The 17,698-nt window shown below is 66.8% G+C and carries 17 protein-coding genes; 10 read left to right on the top strand and 7 right to left on the bottom strand.

The features are described 5' to 3' along the window. The first annotated feature begins 13 nt into the window (after window positions 1-13). Genes AB431_RS02355 through eccE form a run of 6 tightly spaced genes read left to right on the top strand, consistent with a single transcriptional unit; the run spans window position 14 to window position 5,082 of the window. Complete coding sequence (locus tag AB431_RS02355) at window positions 14-307, top strand: hypothetical protein (protein ID WP_047328589.1); 294 nt, start codon at window positions 14-16, stop codon at window positions 305-307. Then, entirely contained in the window at window positions 307-594 is a 288-nt protein-coding gene (locus AB431_RS02360; protein ID WP_047328590.1) for a WXG100 family type VII secretion target, read from the top strand. The genes AB431_RS02355 and AB431_RS02360 overlap by 1 nt, the downstream gene beginning before the upstream one ends. Before the next feature lie 3 nt (window positions 595-597). Then, window positions 598-1,431: an ESX secretion-associated protein EspG gene (locus AB431_RS02365; protein WP_047328591.1), complete on the top strand. Its 834-nt coding sequence runs from the start codon at window positions 598-600 to the stop codon at window positions 1,429-1,431. A gap of 17 nt (window positions 1,432-1,448) precedes the next feature. Next, window positions 1,449-2,843: a type VII secretion integral membrane protein EccD gene (eccD, locus tag AB431_RS02370; protein WP_047328592.1), complete on the top strand. Its 1,395-nt coding sequence runs from the start codon at window positions 1,449-1,451 to the stop codon at window positions 2,841-2,843. Next, complete coding sequence (mycP, locus tag AB431_RS02375; protein ID WP_047328593.1) at window positions 2,840-4,207, top strand: type VII secretion-associated serine protease mycosin; 1,368 nt, start codon at window positions 2,840-2,842, stop codon at window positions 4,205-4,207. Before eccD ends, mycP begins: the two co-directional genes overlap by 4 nt. Then, a complete protein-coding gene (gene eccE / locus AB431_RS02380; protein WP_047328594.1) occupies window positions 4,204-5,082 on the top strand; it encodes a type VII secretion protein EccE in 879 nt (292 codons plus the stop codon). Before mycP ends, eccE begins: the two co-directional genes overlap by 4 nt. A 62-nt stretch (window positions 5,083-5,144) precedes the next feature. Here the strand turns inward: eccE and AB431_RS02385 are convergent, their stop codons facing one another. Both AB431_RS02385 and AB431_RS02390 read right to left on the bottom strand, forming a co-directional pair. Next, window positions 5,145-6,059, bottom strand: a complete 915-nt coding sequence (locus AB431_RS02385; RefSeq protein WP_144418170.1) for a copper resistance D family protein — start codon at window positions 6,057-6,059, stop codon at window positions 5,145-5,147. A gap of 202 nt (window positions 6,060-6,261) precedes the next feature. Continuing rightward, on the bottom strand, window positions 6,262-7,455 hold the full coding sequence (locus AB431_RS02390) for a DNA polymerase domain-containing protein (protein ID WP_047328595.1): 1,194 nt from the start codon (window positions 7,453-7,455) through the stop codon (window positions 6,262-6,264). Window positions 7,456-7,521: 66 nt separating this feature from the next. On the opposite strand from AB431_RS02390, the gene fadD2 reads away from it, so the two are divergent. Beyond that, the gene (fadD2, locus tag AB431_RS02395) at window positions 7,522-9,201 is read left to right on the top strand and encodes a long-chain-fatty-acid--CoA ligase FadD2 (RefSeq protein ID WP_047328596.1); all 1,680 of its coding nucleotides are present in this window, start codon (window positions 7,522-7,524) and stop codon (window positions 9,199-9,201) included. Window positions 9,202-9,279: 78 nt separating this feature from the next. Here the strand turns inward: fadD2 and AB431_RS02400 are convergent, their stop codons facing one another. The 4 genes from AB431_RS02400 to AB431_RS02415 form a co-directional block, all read right to left on the bottom strand. Beyond that, window positions 9,280-11,478, bottom strand: a complete 2,199-nt coding sequence (locus AB431_RS02400; protein ID WP_047328597.1) for an acyl-CoA dehydrogenase — start codon at window positions 11,476-11,478, stop codon at window positions 9,280-9,282. A 116-nt stretch (window positions 11,479-11,594) separates the two neighbouring features. Then, the gene (locus tag AB431_RS02405; RefSeq protein WP_047328598.1) at window positions 11,595-12,935 is read right to left on the bottom strand and encodes an MFS transporter; all 1,341 of its coding nucleotides are present in this window, start codon (window positions 12,933-12,935) and stop codon (window positions 11,595-11,597) included. Next, window positions 12,913-13,899, bottom strand: coding sequence for a 2-hydroxyacid dehydrogenase (locus AB431_RS02410; protein ID WP_235435807.1), 987 nt, complete (start codon window positions 13,897-13,899; stop codon window positions 12,913-12,915). The genes AB431_RS02405 and AB431_RS02410 overlap by 23 nt, the downstream gene beginning before the upstream one ends. Further along, window positions 13,875-14,996 carry an alpha/beta hydrolase gene (locus AB431_RS02415; protein WP_047328600.1) on the bottom strand — a complete coding sequence of 374 codons (1,122 nt, stop codon included), beginning with the start codon at window positions 14,994-14,996 and terminating at the stop codon, window positions 13,875-13,877. Before AB431_RS02415 ends, AB431_RS02410 begins: the two co-directional genes overlap by 25 nt. A 120-nt stretch (window positions 14,997-15,116) precedes the next feature. Here AB431_RS02415 and AB431_RS02420 point away from each other — a divergent pair, with 120 nt between their 5' ends. After that, window positions 15,117-15,695, top strand: coding sequence for a VOC family protein (locus tag AB431_RS02420; protein WP_047328601.1), 579 nt, complete (start codon window positions 15,117-15,119; stop codon window positions 15,693-15,695). Here AB431_RS02420 and AB431_RS02425 read toward each other — a convergent pair. Continuing rightward, window positions 15,692-16,312 carry a TetR/AcrR family transcriptional regulator gene (locus AB431_RS02425; protein WP_047328602.1) on the bottom strand — a complete coding sequence of 207 codons (621 nt, stop codon included), beginning with the start codon at window positions 16,310-16,312 and terminating at the stop codon, window positions 15,692-15,694. The two genes, AB431_RS02420 and AB431_RS02425, sit on opposite strands and share 4 nt — an antisense overlap. Before the next feature lie 79 nt (window positions 16,313-16,391). On the opposite strand from AB431_RS02425, the gene AB431_RS02430 reads away from it, so the two are divergent. Continuing rightward, complete coding sequence (locus AB431_RS02430; RefSeq protein ID WP_047328603.1) at window positions 16,392-17,291, top strand: oxygenase MpaB family protein; 900 nt, start codon at window positions 16,392-16,394, stop codon at window positions 17,289-17,291. 81 nt (window positions 17,292-17,372) lie between these two features. After that, window positions 17,373-17,693, top strand: a complete 321-nt coding sequence (locus tag AB431_RS02435) for an EthD family reductase (protein WP_047328604.1) — start codon at window positions 17,373-17,375, stop codon at window positions 17,691-17,693. Window positions 17,694-17,698: the final 5 nt, after the last annotated feature.

Consider the following 17,698-nt stretch of genomic DNA (forward strand, 5'->3'; position numbering starts at 1 on the left):
TTGGAGAATCACCGTGAGCATGCTGGACGCCCACATACCGCAGCTCCTCGCCGCCGAGGCCGCGTTCGGTGCCAAGACTGCGCTGATGCGCAGCACTATCGCCCACGCCGAACAGGCTGCCATGGCTTCGCAAGCCTTCCACATGGGTGAGTCGTCGGCAGCCTTCCAGGCCGCTCATGCGCGGTTCGTCGAGGTCGCCGCAAAGGTCAATTCGCTGCTCGATATCGCGCAGATCAACCTCGGCGAGGCCGGGGCTACCTACGTCGCCGAAGACGCGGCCGCGGCAACGACATACGGAGGATTCTGATGTCCCAGATCATGTACAACTACCCGGCCATGCTGGCGCACGCCGGCGACATGGCCGGCTACGCCGGCACGCTGCAGGCGGTCGGCGCGGATATCGCCACCGAACAGTCCGCGCTGCAGGGGGCCTGGCAAGGCGAGACCGGCATGACATACCAGGCCTGGCAGGCGCAGTGGAACCTTGCGATGGAGGAGCTGGTGCGGGCCTACCGGGCGATGGCAGGCACACACGAGACCAATACCCTGTCGATGCATGCGCGTGATCAAGCCGAGGGCGCCAAGTGGGGCTGACACTTGGCCGCACCTAACGCCGTCGAGCTGACCGCCGACGCCGCGTGGTTCGTCGCCGAAAGCATTGGCGCCGGGTCCTTTCCGTGGGTGCTGGCGATCACGCCCGCCGTGACGGACCACCGCGAGGCACCGGCGATCATGGTCGGCTTGCGGTCCGAACTGACTCGTGCAGAGGTGATGTCAGAGGCCGGGACGGTGGCTCCTGCCGTGGTCCGGTGGACGCGCACCGTATGCGCAGCTGACCGTTGGCTTGAGCTCCGCTATGTGCGCGGCAGTGGGCTGTTGCGCGGTTTGGTGGCCCGCCGTGGCGACCACACCGTCGTGGCGCTGCGCAGCGGTGGGCTCATCACCTTGACCGAACTCGACCTCAGCGATCCGCTCTCGCTTGCCCGGGTCGTTTCGGCGGCCCTGGCGGCCCGCGCACCCGCGCGATTCACCGAATTCACCCTCCCGACAAGGGCCGGGGTACGGGCCGACGAGAAGTTGCGGGCCGGAGCAGATCTCAACGGTGTCTTGGAGCACTTGGGCATCCCGGCTTCTGCGGTTCCGGTGGTGCGGTCGGTGTTCAGCGGAGCGCGCAGCTATGTCGAAATTCGCGCCGGCTGCGCCCGCGACGGAGTCCACGAGCTCAGCGAGGTCGGTGTGGGCATCGTCGACGCCGCGGCCGGGCGCGTGCTGGTCAACCCGGAGCAGGCAGCCGACGGGGAGTGGCTGTCGACGTTCTCGCCGGGCACGCCGTTCGCGATCGCGCTGGCTCTCGATCGGCTCACCGGCACTCTGGCGGGAGGTCGCTGGTTTCCCGCGGTGACGCTGGCCCGCGACTTCTCCAGCAATTGACAAGAGAGAGAACAACAATGACTGAAACTCCGGTGCTGCCGATCGTGCGGGTCGCCGTTCTGGCCTATGGCCGGATCACCGATGTGGCGCTGCCCGTGGACTTGCCGTTGCGCGAGATCCTGCCCGCCGTGAAGCGGCTGGTGCCGCCGCCGGACTCCCACGAGGAAGCGGCGAGCCCCATCCCGATGACCCTGGCTCCCATCGGCGGCGCGCCGTTCAGCGTCGACGCGACCCTGGACACCGTCGGCGTCGTCGATGGTGATCTGCTTGCGCTGCAACCGGTTCCGCCGGGGCCGACTGCGCCCGGCGTTGTGGAGGACATCGCCGACGCAGCCGTCATCTTCTCCGCCGCACGCCAGCGGCCCTGGGGGCCGCACTGCCTGCAGCTGGGTGCCCGGCTGGCCGTCGCTGTCTTCGTGGTGGCGCTGTCCGCAGTGGCCATCATCCACCGTTCGGTGACCGCCTCGACCATCGGCCTCTACGCCGACGCCGCGCTCGCGGTCCTCACCGCGGTCACCGGGCTGGTACTACGGGCACGGTCGGCCCGACTCGCCACGCAGGTCTCGGCGGTGGCACTGCTGCCGATCGCGGCGGCGTTCTGGCTGGCCGTGCCGGGAGTGTGGGCAGCGCCGCACGTGATGTTGGCCGCGGCTGGGGTGGCCGCGTGGTCGTTGATAATGCTGACCCAGACCGAGGACGGTGTCGGGTTATTCACTGCCACAGCGGTTGTCGGTGTCAGTTCTCTGCTCGTCGCAGGCGCCTCGGCGCTGTGGGAACTACCGGCCCGGACCGTTGGCTGTGCCCTCATTCTGGCGGCCCTGCTGCTCACCGTGTCGGCTCCGGCGCTGGCGGCGATGTGGGCCCGGTTCCCGCTGCCGGTCATCCCGGCTCCCGGTGATCCGACACCGTCGAGCCCGGCGGCCCGGTTGCTCGCCGACCTCCCACGCCGAGTGCGAATCGGCGAAGCCCATCAGACCGGACTGATCGCCGGCAGCGTTCTGCTGTCGGCAGCCGGGTCGCTACTCGTGGCCGGATGGACCGAAGGCCCCGGAGTGTGGGGCTGGTATCTGGTGGCGGCCGCCGCGGCCGCCACCGTGCTGCGCGCCCGAGTGTGGGACACCGCCGTGTGCAAAGGTTGGCTGCTCGCCCAGCCGTTCCTGGTCATCGGCGGGTTGCTGGTCGCCTTCACCGTCGACCACCGGTTCGTTCCCGCGCTGTGGGCGCTCGGGGTGCTCGGGGTGCTCACCGCGGTCTGGGTGTTCGTGGCCGTCAACCCGGACATCGCTGCTGCGGAGCGTTATTCGCTGCCGGTGCGGCGGATGGTCGGCTTCCTGGCCGCTGGACTCGACGCGACGCTGATCCCGATGATGGCCTATCTGGTGGGCATCTTCGCCTGGGTCCTCGATCGATGATGCGGACTGCCGCGGTGGTCGCGGTGGTGCTGGTGGTCACCGCTCCGGTGGCCGTTGCCGTGAACCCGCCCGTCGCCGACCCGGGGGCGCAGCCTCCGGCGGGGACGGCCGGACCGACCGCCGGGACGAGCCAACGCTCCGACTGCGTGACGACCGGGGTGCGCCCGGGCAGCGATCCCGGCGCGCTGACCGCCAACCAGGCGATGCTCAATCTGGCCGGAGTAGAACAATATTCGCGGGGTGAGGGTCAGACCGTCGCCGTCATCGACACCGGCGTGCGCCCGGGCCCTCGCCTGCCGAACGTCATCGGTGGTGGTGACTACCTTGCGTCCGGCGACGGGCTGACCGACTGCGACGGTCACGGAACTTTGGTGGCCGGGATCATCGGCGGTCAGCCCGGGGCCGACGGATTCAGCGGGGTTGCACCGGGAGCGCGGCTGCTGTCGATCCGGCAGGCTTCACCGAGATTCACACCCAACGCCGGCGGCAAGGACCCGGCGTCGGTTCAGGCAAGTGTGGAGATCGACACACTGGCCCGCGCGGTGGTTCACGCTGCCGATCTCGGCGCCACCGTCATCAACATCTCGACCGCCATCTGCCTGACCCCCGACAAACTCGGCGATCAGCAGACTCTGGGCGCTGCCCTGCGATACGCGGCGATCGACAAAGACGCCGTCATCGTCGCCGCCGCAGGTAATTCCGGCGCCGCCATGGACGGTGTGCGGGGTACGCAATGCGCAATGAATCCGCTGAGCGACCCGGCACGACCAGCCGATCCACGCAACTGGGCTGCGGTCAGTTCGGTATCGGTGCCGTCCTGGTGGCAGCCCTACGTCCTGTCCGTCGCGGCGCTGACGGCCGACGGACAACCCACCGACTTCACGATGGCAGGGCCGTGGGTCGGCATCGCCGCACCAGGGGAGAACGTCGTATCGCTGAGCAACGATGCCGCGGGCGGGTTGGCCAACGGGATGCCCGACGGGCGCGGCGACATGAAACCGCTGAACGGCACCAGTTTCGCGGCGGCCTACGTCGCCGGGGCGGCCGCTCTGGTCCGCAGCCGTAACCCGGGCATGCACGCCGACGAGGTGGTCCGGCGGCTCACGGCGACCGCGCACAACGGCGCGCAGGCCCCCTCCAACCTGGTCGGTGCCGGTGCGCTGGATCCGGTCGGTGCCCTCACCTGGAGAGTGAATTCCATCAGTGACACGGAGACGGCGACCAAAAGCGTGGCGGCGCCGGCACTGCCACCGCCGGCTGATCACACCCCGCGCACCGTGGCTTTCATTGGGACGGCGGTGCTCGCGGCCATTGTCGTCGTGGTGGCGGTCGCCACCCGCAGACGCAAGGAAGAATTGGAATGACTGATCTCCCTGGACCGGGCGCCGGTCGGCTCACCGTTGTCGTCCTCGCGGTCGTCTCGGCCGTGCTGACCTACCCGTGGCAATCGGTCACCGATCAGTGGGCGCCGGGCGTCGCGATCGCCGTAGTGCTGGTGGCGTTGATCTGGTGGCGAGGTCGCTTCCTGACCACCATCGTCTTGCAGCTCCTGCGAGTCACGTTGAGCCGCAGAACAACCCAGGGACCGTCCGCCGATGTGCGTTGGACGGACACCGATGCGGTGGCCACTGCATTGCTGCGGGTGGACCGCCGCGACGGCGATCTGCCGCTTCAACTGCTGACCGGTTACCTCAATCGCTATGGGCTGGTGTGTGACGCGGTGCGCGTCACCACTCGCACGGCCGGGGATGCCACCACGACGTGGATCGGCCTGACGCTCAGCGGTGCCCGGAATCTGGCTGCTCTGCAAGCCCGGTCTACCCAGATACCGCTGCGTCAGACCGCCGAGAACGCAGCTCGTCGGCTGGCCCACCATCTGCATGAAAGAGGCTGGACCGCAACATTAATCGACGGTGACGAAGTTCCGCTTCTCGCCGCGGCCGACGCCCGCGAGCGGTGGCGGACAGTCACCGACGCGCGTGGATATCTGACCACCTACGCCGTCGCCGACCCGGAGGTCGCCCTGGCCGCGGTGAGTGCCACCGACGCCCAGGAGGTGTGGACGGTGCTTGAAATCGCCGGACCGTCGTCGCCGGCGAAGCTGCGGTCCGGGGCGGTGATCCGCACCGAACACCGACCGGCCGGATCGGCGCCGGTGAAGGGACTGACATTGCTCTCCGGGCGGCAGGCCCCCGCTTTGGCTGCGCTACACCCGTTGTCGGGTGTACGCCTCGCCTGAACCACACGGCCGCAGGGCAGCAACGACGAACGACCCGGCACGGCACCACGAGCATCGCCGTCTTAAGGCGTGAGGGCGCTGGGCTGAAGGGGTCTTAAGGAGCGGCGGGAACCCGCCCACATCGCAACGGCAACGATAGCGATCAGTACGACGCCGATACCGAAGGTGCTCAGATCGAACGGCGCCGCGTTCGGGCCGCCGGCTTGTGCACGCGCGGAGCCGCGCAGGAACGGGACGATAATCAGAACGCCGACCGCCACCAGGGCTTCGCCCAGAATCACCGTTGGAAAGTGTTGGGCGGCAATTTGAAAGACGCTACGGTGGTCACCGTCGCGCTGCAGCGCGCGAATTCTGGGCAGTAGCACGCGCACGTTGTAGGTTCCGGCGCACAGCAGCGCGACCACCAGCGCGAGCTTGATAGCGAGGGCACGCCCATACGCGGTGGTGAGAAGCTGGCCCGGCGTTCCGACGTGGCTCCACGCCAGCCAGGAGCCGCTGACGATCAGAGCCCCAACGGCGATCATTGCCACCAGGCTGAACCGTTCCCACACCCGGGCCCAGTCCGCCGCTATCCGTTCTTCGTCTTGATCACAGGTCATGTTCCGGCGCATGGCGATTGCGGTTGCCGCAAGCACCACGAGGCCGCCCACCCAGACCATCGCACCCAACACGTGCACTGCCGTCAGCACATCGGTGGCGACTCGACTCAGATTGGAATACTGCAACGGGATTTCGGGAACGACCGCCGCGAGGAGCGCGAGGGCGGTGACGCCGCCGGCCAATGCCCGAGACTTCGTCCGGCGCATTGATACCAATCCGCAGGCGGCCAACGCCAGCGCGAGCAACTGGACGAGCGTGAGGCCGGTGACATGAGCGGCGGCACGAACTTGCAGTACAAGACCAAGCGTCACGAACAGCGCCGCAGGTACGGCCAGACTTCGGACCCGTCGCGAGACCGGACCGTCTGGTTCGGCCAACGTGCGGACGGTCAGACCGATTCCGAGCGGAACGGACAAGCTCAGGTAGTAGACGACCTGGGTGACAACGTCGATGGCTGCCGGGATGGGTGGAGCGGTGCCGGGCACGGTGACATCCTTACCTTCGAAGTGTTACTGACCTGCACGCTAGAGCTCCCGGCTTGGTTCACCCTATGTGCGGACTGTGCGTGGGGTGTGGTGCTCAGGGCCTGCCCTGGCGGCCCGAATACCCCTCCCACGGACTGTAATCCGCGATCAGCTCCTCCTGCGCCGGTCGGTGCGGCTCGGGAACGTGCTCGAGGTTGATCCGGATGCGATACCAGATCGAACTCGGCCCGCGCATCCCGTCGACCAGGATGTCGGTGGGCTGCAATGCGTTTGCGGCCTCGGGGTGACGATCACGCCAGACGTCCAACGCTGCCAAAGCCTCGTCGCGGGTCTTGGTCCGAGCTACCTCGATCAGCGGTTTGTTGCCTTTCGGCGGTTTCTCGGCCGGGCCGAGTTCCTCGGCGAGCTGCAGCAGCGCATCGAGGGAACCGACGGCGTCGTCCATCGACTCCCACGGGTCGCCGCGTTCGGCGAAACGGGCCGGAACAGTCCGGATCGTAAAATCCTCCGCCCGGCAGGCCGGGACCTCGTCCCACGTCAGCGGGGTCGACACCCGCGCGTCCGGGAGGGCCCGCACCGAGTAGGCCGACGCGACAGTGCGGTCCTTGGCGTTCTGATTGAAGTCGACGAACACACCCTGGCGTTCCTCTTTCCACCACTGACTGGTGGCCAGGTCGGGCGCGCGGCGTTGCACTTCCCGAGCGACGGTCTCCGCGGCCAGCCGCACTTGCTTGAACGGCCACTGCGGCGCGATCCGGGCATAGATGTGAAAGCCGCGCGAACCCGACGTCTTGGGCCAGGCCGTCAGCCCGTGATCCTCGAGCACCTCTCGCGCCACCTGGGCGACCTCCAGGATCTGCGGCCATTCGACGCCGGGCATCGGATCGAGGTCGATACGAAGCTCGTCGGGATGATCGAGGTCGGCGGAGCGGACGGGATGCGGATTCAGATCGACGCAACCGAGGTTGATCGCCCACGCGAGCCCGGCAGGTTCGTGAATCACCGCCTCCTTGGCGGTCGTACCGCGGGCGTACCGCAGTTCGGCGACCTCGATCCACTCTGGACGCTTTTCGGGCGCGCGCTTCTGGAAGATCGCTTCCTCGGTGATGCCCTTGACGAACCGTTTGAGGATCATCGGCCGGTCGGCGACACCGCGCAGTGCGCCGTCGGCCACCGCAAGGTAGTAGCTGACAAGGTCGGCCTTGGTGACCGGAGCACGCCCGTCGGCTGCCGGGAAGACAACTTTGTCGGGATGGCTGATGGTGACCTGGCGACCGTCCACGTCCATGAAGCCATGGTAATTAGGCAGCTCGTTCCGTCTTGGCTGCGACCTGAGTCACCTAGGGTTGGAACCATGCCTAGTCTTTTCGATCTCCCCGTGCAGGCACTGGCCAAGGCTCGACAATTGGCCGACCGCGGCTCCGCTGAGCTGCACTACCTGTTCAAAATGATCGAGTCCGGCGCGTTCCGCCTCGAGCCCCCACAGAATCTCGTCGCGATGGTGGCCGACATCCGTCGCTGGGGCGAGATCGGGATGGTGCCGGCTCTCAACGCACGCCGCACGCCCGACAAGCTCGCGATCGTCGACGACGAAGGGTCGATGACGTACAAGGAACTCGACGACGCCGCCCACGCAGTCGCCAACGCATTGCTGGCCAAAGGTGTCAAGGGCGGCGACGGCGTCGCGATCCTGGCCCGCAATCATCGCTGGTTCGTGATCGCCAACTACGGGGCTGCGCGGGTCGGCGCCCGCACGATCATGTTGAACACCGAGTTCTCCGGACCGCAGATCAGGGACGTCTCCGAGCGCGAGGGCGCCAAGCTGATCATCTACGACGACGAGTACTCCGAGGCCGTCAAGCTCGCAGAGCCCCCGTTGGGCATGCTGCGCGCACTGGGCACCAACCCAGACAAAGACCAGCCCTCGGGGAGCACCGACGAAACTTTGGCCGAGGTCATCGCCCGCAGCAGCACTGCGCCGGCGCCGAAGGCAACCAAACGGTCGTCGATCATCATCCTCACCAGCGGCACCACCGGCACTCCCAAGGGTGCCACGCGGAACACCCCGCCGACCCTTGCGCCGATCGGCGGGATTCTGTCCGCCGTGCCGTTCCGCGCCGGCGAGGTCACCTCGCTGCCGTCGCCGATGTTCCATGCGCTGGGTTATCTGCATGCCACCATCGCGCTGACGATGGGCTCGACGCTGGTGCTGCATCGAAAGTTCAAGCCGGACATCGTGTTGACCGACGTCCCGAAGCACGGGGTGACGGCCATCGTGGTGGTGCCGGTCATGCTTTCGCGCATGCTCGACGCGCTGGAGAAGATGGACGCCAAGCCGGACCTGTCGTCACTGCGGATCGTGTTCGTCTCCGGGTCGCAGCTCGGCGCGGAACTCGCCACCCGCGCGCTGAAGGACCTCGGCCCGGTCGTCTACAACATGTACGGCTCAACGGAAGTCGCGTTCGCGACCATCGCCGGGCCGAAGGATCTGCAGATGAACCCGGCTACCGTCGGTCCCGTCGTCACGGGTGTCAAGGTCAAGATCCTCGACGACAACGGCAATGAGCTGCCGCAGGGCGAGGTCGGGCGGATCTTCGTCGGCAACAGCTTCCCGTTCGAGGGCTACACTGGCGGCGGCCACAAGCAGATCATCGACGGGCTGATGTCATCCGGTGACGTCGGCTATTTCGACCACAATGGCCTGTTGTTCGTCAGCGGCCGCGACGACGAGATGATCGTCTCCGGTGGCGAGAACGTCTTCCCCGCCGAGGTCGAGGACCTCATCAGCGGCCACCCCGACGTTGTGGAGGCGACTGCGCTGGGTGTCGACGATCCCGACTGGGGTGCCCGGCTGCGGGCCTTCGTGGTGCTGAAGGAAGAAGCCGAGCTCACCGAAGAAGCCGTCAAGAACTATGTGCGCGAACACCTTGCGCGCTACAAGGTTCCGCGTGAGGTGGTGTTCCTGGCCGAGCTGCCGCGCAACCCCACCGGCAAGATCCTCAAGCGCGAACTGCGCGAGATCGAGGTCCAGTAGCGCGCTTTCCCCGCCCAAACCGACGAACCGCCGCGAAAGTGCGAGTAGATCGGGACATTTCGTCGATCTCGGCGCAGGCTACGGGTCGCGCGGCAAGCCCAGCAGCCGCTCGGCGATGATGTTCAGCTGCACCTCTGAGGTGCCGCCGTAGATCGTCGTCGACCGACTGCCCAGCAGGTACTCCGCCCACTTGCCTTGCAGCTCATCGGGATCGCCGATCGCGCCGTCGATGCCGAACGATGACACCGCGAACTCCGCGTAACCCTGCCCGGTGCGCATCGACAGCAGCTTCGAGATCGCGGCCGACGGCATCGCGTCGCCACCGGCGAGCGTCAGCAGGGTGCTCCGCAGATTGAGCAGCTTGGCCGCGTGCCCCTCGGCGATCAGTTCACCCGCCCGGTGATGACCGATTTGGTCGAAGTGACCCTTGCTGACGAAGTCGACGAAACCGTCAAGGTTCGCCAAGAAACCGGGTTCGCTGCTGCCGATCGAAACCCGCTCGGCCGTCAAGGTATTGCGGCTGACCTCCCAGCCGCGGTCCACCTCACCGAGGACCAGCTCGTCGGGCACGAACACGTCATCGATGAAGACCGTGTTGAACATCGCGTGGCCGGTGAGCTCACGCAGCGGCTTGACCTCGACGCCCTCGGCCTTCATGTCCAGCAGGAAGTAGGTGATGCCATTGTGTTTCGGCGCGCTCGGGTTGGTCCGCGCCAGCAGCGCGCCCCACTGCGCGTACTGGGCGCCGGTGGTCCAGATCTTCTGACCGGTGATCCGCCAACCGCCGTCGACCTTGGTGGCCTTGGTGGTCAGGCTGGCCAGATCCGACCCGGCACCGGGCTCGGAAAACAGCTGGCACCAGATCATCTCGCCGCGGAACGTCGGCGGCAGGAAGCGCTGTTTCTGCTCCTCGTTGCCGAAGGCCACTATCGACGGGATCAGCCAGGCGGCAATGCCCATCTGCGGGCGCTTGACCTGTCCGGCGGTGAACTCCTGGGCGATGATGATCTGCTCGATCGGCTTGGCGCCCCGGCCCCACGGCGTGGGCAGATGCGGCTGCACCCAGCCCGCCTCGGCGATCGCGGCCTTGCGCTCTTCCCGCGGAATCGCCTTCAGCGCTGCGACTTCGGCGCGGATCTCCTCGCGCAGCTGCTCGGTCTCGGGGTCGAGGTCGATGTTGATCGCTCGCATGCCGGTGCCCGTCGCAGTGTCGAAGACTTTCTGCTGATACTCGCTCGCGCGCCCGAACGCGGCGACCAGACCCAGCGTGCGGCGGTAGTAGACGTTGGTGTCGTGTTCCCAGGTGAAGCCGATGCCACCGTGCACCTGGATGCATTCCTGGGCGGTGTGCTGGGCGGCCGCCGGCGCCAGGCTGGCCGCCACGGCGGCGGCGAACTCGTACGCCGTTTCATCGTTGTTCCAACCCTTTTCGGCGGCCTCGTCCAATGCACGGGCGGCATCCCACACCGCCGCGGTGGCGCGCTCGGTATCGGCGATCATCTCGGCGCACTTGTGCTTGATCGCTTGGAACTGGCCGATCGGCCGGCCGAATTGCTCGCGGATCTTCGCGTACGCCGCAGCGGTATCGGTGGCCCAGCGGGCGATGCCGACGGCCTCGGCGGACAGCAGCGTGGTGAAGATCGCCCGTCCCGCCGGCTGCGCGAGGCGGGACAACACGCGGTCGGCGGTGACCTCGACGGCATTGGCGCGCACATGCGCCACCGGACGCAACAGGTCCACCGATTTGACGGGTTCGATCTCCAGTTGGTCGGCGTCGAGGATCACCCACTCCACGCGGCTCTCAACAGCGACCGGCAGCACCAGCAGCGAGGCCTGCGCGGCGGCGGGCACCGAGCGGGCTTCACCGCGGATGACCAGGGAGTCGTCCTGCCGGGTGGCCGTCAGGCCCGACTCCAGCGCGCAGGTGGCGATGAGCTCGCCGGAAGCCAGCTTGCTCAGCAGCTCCGCGGCGGGATCGTGGGCGGAGATCAGCGCGCTGGCGATCGCCGACGGCACGAAAGGTCCCGGCACCGCGCCGTAACCGAATTCGGCGATCACGATCGCCAGCTCCAGCAGACCGAAGCCCTGGCCGTCCACCGACTCGGCGAGGTGCAAACCGTGCAGGCCCTGTTCGGCGGCCGCTTTCCAGTACGGCGGCGGGGAGGGCACCGGAGTTTCCAGGGCCTCGTGCAGGACCTCTGACGGTGCGACGCGTGCGACGAGGGACTTCACCGAGTCCGCGAGGTCGTTGTGCTCAGGTGTGATCGCGATGGGCATGTGCGTGCCTCCCTATTAACCGGTCGGTTGGGAGTCAGGTTACCTGCCCGGTTGGATGTGGCCGCCAGGCGGCGCGTACCCCCGAATGTGCGTACCGATCGCTCTGCAGCTGAAAATCACGATCTGCGCGCACGCTCGACGCCGTTGTCCCGATCAGGGGTCGCGCGCAGGACCACCACCACAACCGCGGAGATGATCATGAAGACGCCCACGGCCCACATACCTGCCTTGTCGCTGCCGGTGAACTGGTTCAGCGCACCGGTGGCATACGGGGCCGCGAAGCCGCCGAGATTGCCGATCGAGTTGATCAGCCCGATCCCGCCCGCGGCTGCCGCGCCGGTGAGGAACTGCGCGGGCAGCGCCCAGAAGCTGGGAATCGCACTGAACACCCCCATCGCCGCGATGCACACCGGGATCATCACCAGCAGCGGAGAGTGCAGGTAGAGCGCGACCGGAATCGCCAAGCCGCCCAGCCCCATTGGGATCGCGACATGCCAGACGTGTTCGCCCTTGCGGTCGGCGTGGCGCGACCACAGGTACATCGCGATCGCGGCCAGGGTGTAGGGCACTGCGGTGATCAGGCCGACCTGCACGATCGACAGGTGCACGTCGAACGTCTTCTTGAAATCCGCGATGATCGACGGCAGGAAGAACGCCAGCGCGTACAGGCCGTAGGCGACACCGAAGTACACCAGGGACAGCAGCCAGATGCGCGGGCTGGTCAGCGCTCGGCGCAGCGGGAAGTCGAAACTGCCGGAGACCTCGCGTTCCTCGGCAGCCAGCACGTCGATCAGCCATTGCCGTTCGTTGGGCTCCAACCAGTGCGCCTCGGCCGGTCGGTCGGTCAGATAGAACCAGCAGATGACGCCGAGGATGATCGCGGGCAGGCCGACCCCGATCATCATGAACTGCCAGCCGGCCAGTCCGAGTACGCCCTCGCCGGCCTGGATCATCCACGCCGCCACAGGAGTTCCGATCGCCGCAGCGACGGGGCTGGCCATCATGAACATCGCCACGATCCGCGCACGGTAGGCGGCCGGGAACCAGCGGGTCAGATAGAAGATCACCCCGGGGAACAGGCCGGCTTCGGCGACGCCGAGCAGAAACCGCAACGCCAGCAGGGTGGGTGCATTTGGTGCGAATCCGATTGCGACGGCGACGATTCCCCACGACACGGCGATGCGGGCCAGCCAGCGCCGGGCGCCGAACCTCTCCAGGGCCAGGTTGGACGGCACTTCGACCAGAACGTAGCCGATGAAGAAGATGCCCGACGCCAGGCCGAACATGCTTGCGGTGAGTTGGAGGTGCTCGCTGATGTCGGCTTTGGCGATACCGAGATTGGTGCGGTCGAGGTAGTTGACGAAGTACAGCGCCATCAGAAACGGCACCGTCCGGACGATCACCTTGCGCAATGCGCGCGTTTCCAGTGACTTCTCACCGGTCGATGAGACGGACATCCTGCCTCCCGTTGACGACGTTGGCCAGGGCGCGGCCGTCGTACAGACGGCGGCAGTTGTCGACAGCCTCGCTCAGGTAGCGGCGCATGGTGTCGACGGTGAACCAGGTGACATGCGGAGTCACCACGACGTTGTCGAGCTGCAGCAGCGGGCTGTCCGCGTCGACGGGTTCTTCGGTGAACACATCAAGGCCCGCGGCGGCCAGCCTGCCGTCACGCAACGCATCGATCAGGGCCGGCTCGTCGATGACACCGCCACGAGATGTGTTGACCAGCACGGCATGTGGCTTCATCGCATCCAGCGCCGCCCGGCTGATCAGCTGGTTCGTCGCAGGTGTCAGCGGCAGGTGCAGGCTGACAATGTCGCTTTCGGCGAGCAGGTCGGGCAGCGAACGCCAAGCGCCGGTGCCGTCGTCGGCGGTGTTGGTGTGCAGGACGGTGCCACCCATCGCGAGCACGATCTGCTCGACACGCTTGGCGATGTTGCCGTAGCCCACCAGCCCCACGGTGCAGCTGCCGATGTCGCGAACGGTCTCGCCGAGGCTGGGATCCGTCGGCCAGCCATGGCCTTGCCGGGTCAGCTGATCCAGCGCGGGGAGCCGGCGCAACGCGGCCAACATCAGCAGCACCGCGCCCTCGGCGACCGAGGGTGCGTTGGCGCCGGGCATGTTGGCCACGGCGATTCCCAGCGCGCTGGCGGTCTCCACATCGATGGTGTTCACCCCGGCGCCCAGCTTGTGCACCAGCCGCAATCGTGGTCCGCGGCGCAGGTCGTCACCCGACAGTGGGCGCAGAACATGCCAGATCACGTCGGCGTCGGGCAGTTCCCGCTGCAGCGTCGCGTCGTCGTCTTCGTGGCACCAACGGACGTCGAGCCAATCTGATTCCGGGGCAACGATATTCAGCACGTTATTGCCGGGCAGGAAATGCGCCAGGACCCTTACCGCCACCGTTTGGCGATCCACTTCGTGATGATGTCCGCCTGCTCGCTGCGCGCTCCCGGCGTGGTGAAGTAGTGGTCGGTGTCGACGGAACACATCGTCTTGTCGGTGCTGGCCAACGCGTCGAAGATGCGCTGGGCGTCCGACGGGAACACGCCGGTGTCCTGTTCGGCGTTGATCACCAGCGCCGGGACGCTGACCCGGGCCAGATGCGGCTCGGCGCGGGTCTGCGCTGTCTTGAGGCTCCACATGCCCAGCCAACTGCGCAGCGTGCACGCTGCAGCGATGCCGTGGGCGGAGCGGTTGGCCTTGGCTGGAATACCCGCGTAGCAGAGATTGGGCTGACGTTTGGTGGGTTCGATGGCCGGGTCCACCATGCGAGGGTCGGCCCAGGTTCGCATCACGGTGAACGGCCGGTCGGAGAAGCCGGCCGCTTGCACCCGCTTGAGTTCGGTTTCCGCCCAATCGGTGATCGCGTGGTTGCGGGCGATCTGGGCGGACCGGTAGGAGGCCAGGAAGTCCGCGGAGAACGGCGGACCATTGTGTTCGTCGAACAGGTCGAGCGTGGGATCGGTTGCCACCGGATCGTTTTCGTCGATGACGGCGCCGTCCATCCAGGCGGTCAGTACGTCGGGACGCCCGGGATGTGCGGCACTGGCGATGTAACCGTCGGCGGGTGGCAGTTCGGTCACCCCCGCGGCGGCCCGCATCCCTGCGAGCGGCGTGACGTTGGGGTCGACAGCCTGCGATTGATAGGCCGCCATCAACGAGCCACCACCTGAGTTCCCGAGCAGAACAACCGTTTCCACACCCTGCACATCGCGCAGCCAGTGCACACCGACACCGATGTCGACCAGTGCGTGGTCGAGCATGAAGCTGCTCTCGAATCCCCGGAACCGGGTGTTCCAGCCGAGGAAGCCGACGCCGCGGGTGGCCAGGTAGTCGGCGAGGTAGTGCTCGGAGAAGTCGATCTGATAGTGGGTCGCGATGACGGCGACCTTGGGCTTGCGGCCCACGCCTCGGTGGTAGAGGCCCTGGCATGGGTGTCCTCCGGCTCCCGCCCGGCGCGCGGTGGGTGACGGAACCCCGATGAACTCACGCACGACTCCGGGGGTGGGCATGTCGGTGGCCTCCTCGGGGGTAGATCGCTCATAGACGATATTCGCCAGCGTCGATGTGCACGGCTGAATCCGGTGTTAGTTTCGGTTGGGAGAGTCGACCAGTTTCTGTGGGGGCACGCCATGATCAAGCCGCACAACACCAACCCGGAATTCGAGCTCGGGGGCATCAACCACATCGCGCTGGTGTGCTCCGACATGGAGCGCACGGTCGATTTCTACTCGAATGTGCTGGGTATGCCGCTGATCAAGTCGCTGGATCTGCCCGACGGCATGGGACAGCACTTCTTCTTCGACGCCGGCAACGGCGACTGCGTGGCGTTCTTCTGGTTCGCCGAGGCCCCGGACGGCACCGCGGGCAATACACTGCCTGCCGCGTTGCCCGGCCTGGGCTCGATCGTCAGCGCGGTCGGCTCGATGAATCATCTGGCCTTCCACGTGCCGGAGGAGAAATTCGACGAGTACCGCAAGCGGCTGAAGGAGAAGGGTGTGCGAGTCGGGCCGGTGCTCAACCACGACGACAGCCCCCAGGGCGCTACCCGCGAGCTGCACCCGGGGGTGTACGTACGGTCCTTCTACTTCAACGACCCTGACGGAATTGTTCTCGAGTTCGCCTGTTGGACAAGGGAATTCAGCGAGAACGAGGCGGTAACCGCCCCCAAGACCGCGGCTGACCGCAAGCAGCCGATCGGCACGGGTTAGTCCCGGAACAGCCGCGGGTCACCGAGCTCGTCGATGATCGCGGTGAGCTGATCGGCGAGTTCGGTGGGGGTCAGCGCGATCGCGCCGCCCAACCAGGCGCTGATGGTCTGCCCCACGCCGCCGACGACGAAGTGCGCGAACGCCTTGATCCGGTCGTTGGCGGGCCGGTGCAGCAGCGCCTCGACATGCTGGCCCGAGAGCATCGCGAATAGCGCGCCGGATTCCTGCCGCTTGCGCACCACGGTGGTGTTGGACAGCTGCGAGCTGAACATCAGCCGGCCCACCCGCGGATCCAATTCGATCGTCCGCACGATGTTGGCCATGGCCTCCCGGTTCTGCGCCTCGACCGGGGCCGTTGCCACCGCTGCCTGCGTAGTGGCTGCCAGGTCGGCGACCACCCAGTCGAAGACCGCGGCGACGAACTCGTCTTTATCGGCGAAGCTCTCGTAGAAGTATCGGGTGGCCACGCCGGCCTCGCGGCAGATGCCCCGAACCGTGAGCTCAGCGGGGTCAACGTCACTGCCCAATAGTTCGAGCCCAGCCTCCAGCAGACTCGCCCGGCGCCGGGCCAGCCGATCGGCGGCATCGACGCCGCCGTAGGGGCGTGCCTGCGTCATTAGCCCATCTTGACATTGCTACGGCCGGGGCGGCAATATTCGGAAACAATCGTTGTCAGATTTTGATAGGTGGCGCGCCGTGGTGATCCGTGAACCCGTCATCAGTCACGTCGATCGCCCGGTCAGTGAGCCGCCGAGGCCGTCGCGGCGCCGCCGCAAGTGGGGACCGGGTTTCGACGATGGCCTGATGGGTGTGGCGCTGTTGGCCGGCCCGGCGAACGTGATCATGGAGTTGGCCTTGCCGGGTGTCGGCTACGGCGTGATGGAGAGCCGGGTCGAGAGCGGGCGGGCCGACCGGCACCCGGTGAAACGGGCTCGAACGACCTTCACCTACCTCGCGGTGGCCACCCGCGGCACCGATGAGCAGAAGAAGGCGTATCGACGCGCGGTCAACAAGTCGCACGCCCAGGTGTACTCGACGCCCGACAGCCCGGTGGAGTACAACGCGTTCGACAAGGACCTCCAGCTCTGGGTGGCGGCCTGCCTCTACAAGGGCGGGGTCGACGTGGCCCGGATCTTCATCGGCGAGGCTGATGACGAGACCGCCGACCGCCAATATCAGGAAGCCATGGCGCTGGCCACCACGCTTCAGGTGCCCGCCGAGATGTGGCCTGCCGACCGCGCGGCGTTCGACAAGTACTGGCAGGAGTCACTGGACAAACTGCACATCGACGACACCATTCGCGAGTACCTGTATCCCTTTGCGGTGTCGCGGATCCGGGGGGTGCGACTGCCGAAGCGGCTGCAGGAGACCCTCGAACAGTTCAATCTGCTCATCACCACGGGGTTCCTGCCTCAGCGCTTCCGCGATGAGATGCAACTCGAGTGGAACGTGGACAAGCAGCGCAAGTTCGACCGTTTGATGGCACGCATCCGGTTCGTCAACAACCTGACCCCGCGAGTCATCCGCGAATTTCCGTTCAATCTCCTTCTGCGCGACGTGGATCGGCGCATCCGCACCGGCCGGCCGCTGGTCTGAGCGCTGCCGGGCCGCCCGGGTATCGCTACGGCGGCTGACCGGTGATACTGAGCTGGCACGCCAAACCTCAGAGGAGATCAGGTGCCGGAAACGAAGATCACGGTCATCTACGACAACCCCACCGATTCGGACGCCTTCGAGGCGGCCTATCAGGCCGAGCAGCTCGAAGCCGCCCGAAGGATTCCCGGGCACATTCGATTCGAGACCTCGAAGGTATGGCCGAAGGAGGACGGCTCACCCACGCCGGCCTACCGGATGATCGACCTGTACTACCCGGACTACGCTGCCGCCAGCGCGGCGGTGACCACCCCGGAGGCGGGCGCATTCTTCGAGGCGATGGCGCGACTGTCAACCGGTGGTGTTCGAGTCCTGTTCTCCGACATTCAGATTCCCTCACACTGACCATT

The organism is Mycobacterium sp. EPa45 (assembly GCF_001021385.1).
Taxonomy (GTDB): domain Bacteria; phylum Actinomycetota; class Actinomycetes; order Mycobacteriales; family Mycobacteriaceae; genus Mycobacterium.

Bases quoted from the DNA above. Each gene is read 5' to 3' on its own strand.
- eccD (WP_047328592.1), top strand. From the start codon at position 1,449: ATGACTGAAACTCCGGTGCTGCCGATCGTGCGGGTCGCCGTTCTGGCC.
- AB431_RS02390 (WP_047328595.1), bottom strand. From the start codon at position 7,455: ATGGACGTGGACGGTCGCCAGGTCACCATCAGCCATCCCGACAAAGTT.
- AB431_RS02420 (WP_047328601.1), top strand. From the start codon at position 15,117: ATGATCAAGCCGCACAACACCAACCCGGAATTCGAGCTCGGGGGCATC.
- fadD2 (WP_047328596.1), top strand. From the start codon at position 7,522: ATGCCTAGTCTTTTCGATCTCCCCGTGCAGGCACTGGCCAAGGCTCGA.
- eccE (WP_047328594.1), top strand. From the start codon at position 4,204: ATGACTGATCTCCCTGGACCGGGCGCCGGTCGGCTCACCGTTGTCGTC.
- AB431_RS02400 (WP_047328597.1), bottom strand. From the start codon at position 11,478: ATGCCCATCGCGATCACACCTGAGCACAACGACCTCGCGGACTCGGTG.
- AB431_RS02405 (WP_047328598.1), bottom strand. From the start codon at position 12,935: ATGTCCGTCTCATCGACCGGTGAGAAGTCACTGGAAACGCGCGCATTG.
- AB431_RS02415 (WP_047328600.1), bottom strand. From the start codon at position 14,996: ATGCCCACCCCCGGAGTCGTGCGTGAGTTCATCGGGGTTCCGTCACCC.
- AB431_RS02360 (WP_047328590.1), top strand. From the start codon at position 307: ATGTCCCAGATCATGTACAACTACCCGGCCATGCTGGCGCACGCCGGC.
- AB431_RS02425 (WP_047328602.1), bottom strand. From the start codon at position 16,312: ATGACGCAGGCACGCCCCTACGGCGGCGTCGATGCCGCCGATCGGCTG.
- mycP (WP_047328593.1), top strand. From the start codon at position 2,840: ATGATGCGGACTGCCGCGGTGGTCGCGGTGGTGCTGGTGGTCACCGCT.